We start from the raw sequence: 4054 nt of genomic DNA, 5'->3' as shown, positions 1-4054 counted from the left end.
GATCCCTGAGCGCGCGTGAGCCGGGAAGCAGACCCATCCGGGGGCCCGTCGGCGACGAATTACGAGTATGAGAGTCGTCGTACCCGTTGTGACCCCTTCCCGGCCCGGCCGTGGTCAGGCCGCGGTGCCGACCGATGCTGCTGCTGAGGCCAGAGCCGTGATCAGCCAGTATCTGGCGCAATGGGGCTTGCGAAGTGTCGCCGACGACGCACTGCTGGTCGTGACGGAGCTGCTGTCCAACGCGGTCCGTTACGGAAGGCCTCCGTGGGGTGTGCGCATGTGGCTGGTGTTCGAGGACGGCGGACGGCGGCGTGTGCGGCTGGAGGTCGCCGACGCGGGCGCCGGTATCAACGTCGACCGGGTACGCGCCCAGTGGCGCCATCCCTCCGCCTCACTGCTGACCGGCGGGCGCGGTCTGTTCATCGTGGACACACTCGCGTCCCGCTGGGGCGACGACCGTTCCGGCCCCGGGCACACGGTCTGGGCCGAACTGGAAGTCGAGCCCGGTCACCCCGGCCGCACCGCCGCAGCCGGCTGACCGCGCCCGCCCGTCGTGACCGCCCGTCGCAACCGTCTGGGGATCCGGACCAATCCGATCGGCTCCGAGCTGCGAATAGGTGCTGACGGGGACCGCCGCCAGGACGCGACGCCCGGCGGAACCGAGAGGCAGAAACATGACAAGGCCAAGGACAGCGGTGGTCGGCGCGGGCGTGGCGGGACTGACCGCCGCGTACGTACTCCAGAAGACCTGCGACGTCACCCTGTACGAGGCGGATGCCAGGCTCGGCGGGCACGCCCACACGCACGAACTGCCCGGAGCCGACGGCCGGCCGCTGCGTGTCGACAGCGGATTCATCGTGCACAACGAGCGGACCTATCCGACGCTGCTCCGGCTGTTCGCGGAGCTCGGCGTCGCCACGCAGGACTCCGAGATGAGCATGTCCGTACGGTGCGAGGGCTGCGGACTGGAGTACGCGGGGGCGCGCGGGCTCGGCGGTCTGTTCGCCGGGCGCCGGGCGATGGGCAGCGGCTACCTCCGGATGCTGGCCGAGGTGCCCGTGTTCCACCGGGCCGCCCGCCGGGTCCTGGTCTCGGGCAGTGAACCGTCGTACACCCTGCGTCAGTTCCTGGACGACGGCGGCTACTCCGCCTACTTCGTGGCCCACTTCGTCACACCGCTCGTCTCGGCCGTGTGGTCCTGCGCGCCGGAGACCGCCATGGAGTATCCCGCCGGGTATCTGTTCCGCTTCCTGGAGCATCACGGTCTCCTCTCCGTCAAGGGTTCCCCGCAGTGGAAGACGGTGACGGGCGGCTCCGTCGAGTACGTCGACCGCATCGCGAAACAGCTCGCGTCCGTCCGTACGGACACCCCTGTACGCGCTGTGCAGCGCTTCGCCGACCGCGCCCATGTGGTGACCGCCGACGGCGACATCCAGGAGTACGCGTCGGTCGTGGTGGCGGTGCATCCCGATCAGGCCCTGCGCATCCTGGCCGACCCCACGGACGACGAGCGGCGGCTTCTGGGAGCGTTCCGCTACTCCCGTAACCCCACGGTCCTGCACACCGACACCACGCTCCTGCCCAGCTCCCCGCGAGCACGGGCGTCGTGGAACTACTTCATGCCGTCCTGCGCGGCACCGGTCGACGCCGTGCAGGTCAGCTACGACATGAACCGCCTTCAACGGCTGCCGGCCGGGAACGACCACATCGTCACCCTCAACGCCGACGGACAGGTCGACCCGGCCAAGGTGCTGGCCCGCATGGTGTACGAGCATCCCGTGTACACACCGGAATCGGTGGCCGCCCAGCCGCAACTGCCGGAACTGAACACGGCCGTGACCGCGTTCGCCGGGGCGTACCACGGGTGGGGCTTCCACGAGGACGGCTGCCGTTCGGGCGTCGATGCGGCGGCCGCCCTGGGCGCGCGGTGGTGACGCCAGTGACCAGTACATCGGTCCGGTCGCGGGCCCCGGCGCTCTACGACTGCGTCATCTCCCACGCCCGCACCGCGCCCCTGCGCCACAGCTTCCGGCACCGTACGTACATGTGGCTGGTGGAGCTGGACGACCTGCCCGTGCTGCCCGCCGTGCTCCGCCCGCTGGCGCGCTTCGATCCGCGCGATCACTTCGACGGTACGGCGCCGACCATCCGCGCCGGCCTCGACGCCTGCCTCGCCTCGAACGGGGTGAGCCTGGACGGCGGCCGGGTACTGATGCTGGCGCACGCGCGGGTGTTCGGCCATGTCTTCAACCCCATCAGCGTGTACTGGTGCCACGACGCCACCGGTCAGCTCGTCTGTGTCGTCGCCGAGGTCCACAACACCTACGGGCAGCGGCACTCTTATGTGCTCCGCACCGATGACCGCGGCAGGGCCGAGGTGCCGAAGGACTTCTACGTCTCGCCGTTCTTCCCTGTCGACGGCAGCTACCGCATGCGCCTGCCCGCCCCTGACGAACGCCTCGACCTGACCGTCCAGTTGCGGCGCGGCGAGTCCGTCCCCTTCACCGCCACCGTCCGCGGAATACGACGGACGGCGACCGCCCGGCATCTGCTCGGCGCCGCGCTGCGACGCCCCTGGTCCACGGCAGCGGTCTCCGCGGGTATCCGCCTGCACGGCATACGTCTGTACCTCCGCGGACTCCCCGTGCATCCACGCCCTTCCCCTTGCACGAAACACGCCGTACCCATTGCACGAAAGAAGGCACGAAGTGACGGTTCCGACAACGCGTGACACCGACCGGGCACTCCTCGTGCCGCGGCAGGACACGAAGGCCGAAGAGAGCGCTTGGCCGGACGTGGCCCGGCTGCCCGGCAGTTCACGGGCACGGACCGCCCTGACCCGGCTGATCCTGCGCGGCGCCTTCGCCCGGCTGCCGCTGCGGGTACAGCTGGGCCAGTCGCTCCCGGAGGGAACCGGACCGCTGCTGCACGTCAAGGACCCCGATGCCTTCTTCCGGCGGATCGGCGCGGGCGGGCTGGTCGGCTTCGGTGAGTCGTACATGGCCGGGGAGTGGGAAGCGGAGGACCTGGTCGGCGTCCTGACCGTCCTGGCGGCACACGTGGACGACCTGGTGCCCGCGCCGCTGCGACGTCTGCGGGGAGTCTGGGTCCGCCGCCGGCCTGCGGCGCACCGCAACACGGTCACCGGTGCGCGGGACAACATCCGCCGCCACTACGACCTGTCGAACGAACTGTTCGCCCTCTTCCTCGATCCGACCATGAGCTACTCCTCCGCCGTCTTCCCCACGCTTCCCGCGACCTGGGAGTCCTTCCCGCCGGCCCAGCACCAGAAGATCGACCGCCTGCTCGACCTGGCGGGCGTGGGGCCGGGCACCCGGCTGCTCGAGATCGGCACGGGGTGGGGCGAACTGGCGCTGCGGGCCGCCTCGCGCGGCGCGGTGGTGACGACGGTGACCCTCTCGTCCGAGCAGCGCCAACTGGCTCTGAGCCGGCTGCGGGAGGCCGGGGTGGCCGACCGCGTGACCGTGGACCTCTGCGACTACCGCCAGGTGCGGGGTACGTACGACGCGGTGGTGAGCGTGGAGATGATCGAAGCGGTGGGCGCTGACTACTGGCCCGTCTACTTCGCGACCTTGCGGGAGCGCCTGGCCCCCGGCGGACGCATAGCACTGCAGGCGATCACGATGCCGCACCAACGGATGCTGGCCACCGGCCGGACGCACACCTGGATCAGCAAGTACATCTTCCCCGGCGGGCTCATCCCCTCGATGACCGCCATCGAGCAGGAGTCGGCGCGGGCCGGCCTGCGCATCGCGGACGACCAGGGCTACGGCGAGCACTACGCGGAAACGCTGCGGTTGTGGCGCGAGCGCTTCTGGCAGGAAACGGACCGCGTGGACGCCCTCGGCTTCGACGCGGTCTTCCGTCGTATGTGGGACCTGTATCTGGCCTACTCCGAGGCCGGCTTCCGCGCCCAGTACCTGGACGTACGCCAACTGCTGCTCACACAGAGGGCCTAGGGCCCGGCCTGACGCCTGAAAAGGCCGGTCCCCCGGAGCCTCGCTCCGGGGGACCGGCCTTTTCAGTGACGACT

At 70.3% G+C, this 4054-nt stretch carries 4 protein-coding genes; all 4 read left to right on the top strand.

Going from position 1 to position 4054, the window contains the following annotated elements:
- Positions 1–67 precede the first annotated feature (67 nt).
- Positions 68–538 (top strand): ATP-binding protein, encoded by a 471-nt coding sequence (locus ACWGO0_RS37205; protein ID WP_453544866.1) that lies wholly within the window; start codon positions 68–70, stop codon positions 536–538.
- A gap of 136 nt (positions 539–674) precedes the next feature.
- Positions 675–1934 (top strand): NAD(P)/FAD-dependent oxidoreductase, encoded by a 1260-nt coding sequence (locus ACWGO0_RS37200; protein ID WP_453544865.1) that lies wholly within the window; start codon positions 675–677, stop codon positions 1932–1934.
- Between the two features lie 5 nt (positions 1935–1939).
- A complete protein-coding gene (locus ACWGO0_RS37195; protein WP_453544864.1) occupies positions 1940–2731 on the top strand; it encodes a DUF1365 domain-containing protein in 792 nt (263 codons plus the stop codon).
- Complete coding sequence (locus tag ACWGO0_RS37190; RefSeq protein WP_453544863.1) at positions 2709–3980, top strand: class I SAM-dependent methyltransferase; 1272 nt, start codon at positions 2709–2711, stop codon at positions 3978–3980. Before ACWGO0_RS37195 ends, ACWGO0_RS37190 begins: the two co-directional genes overlap by 23 nt.
- Positions 3981–4054: the final 74 nt, after the last annotated feature.

Source organism: Streptomyces sp. NPDC055749, assembly GCF_053617235.1.
This window is presented reverse-complemented; position numbering and strand designations above follow the sequence as displayed.

Coding starts and splice junctions, on each gene's coding strand:
- ACWGO0_RS37200 (WP_453544865.1), top strand. CDS start 675: ATGACAAGGCCAAGGACAGCGGTGGTCGGCGCGGGCGTGGCGGGACTG.
- ACWGO0_RS37205 (WP_453544866.1), top strand. CDS start 68: ATGAGAGTCGTCGTACCCGTTGTGACCCCTTCCCGGCCCGGCCGTGGT.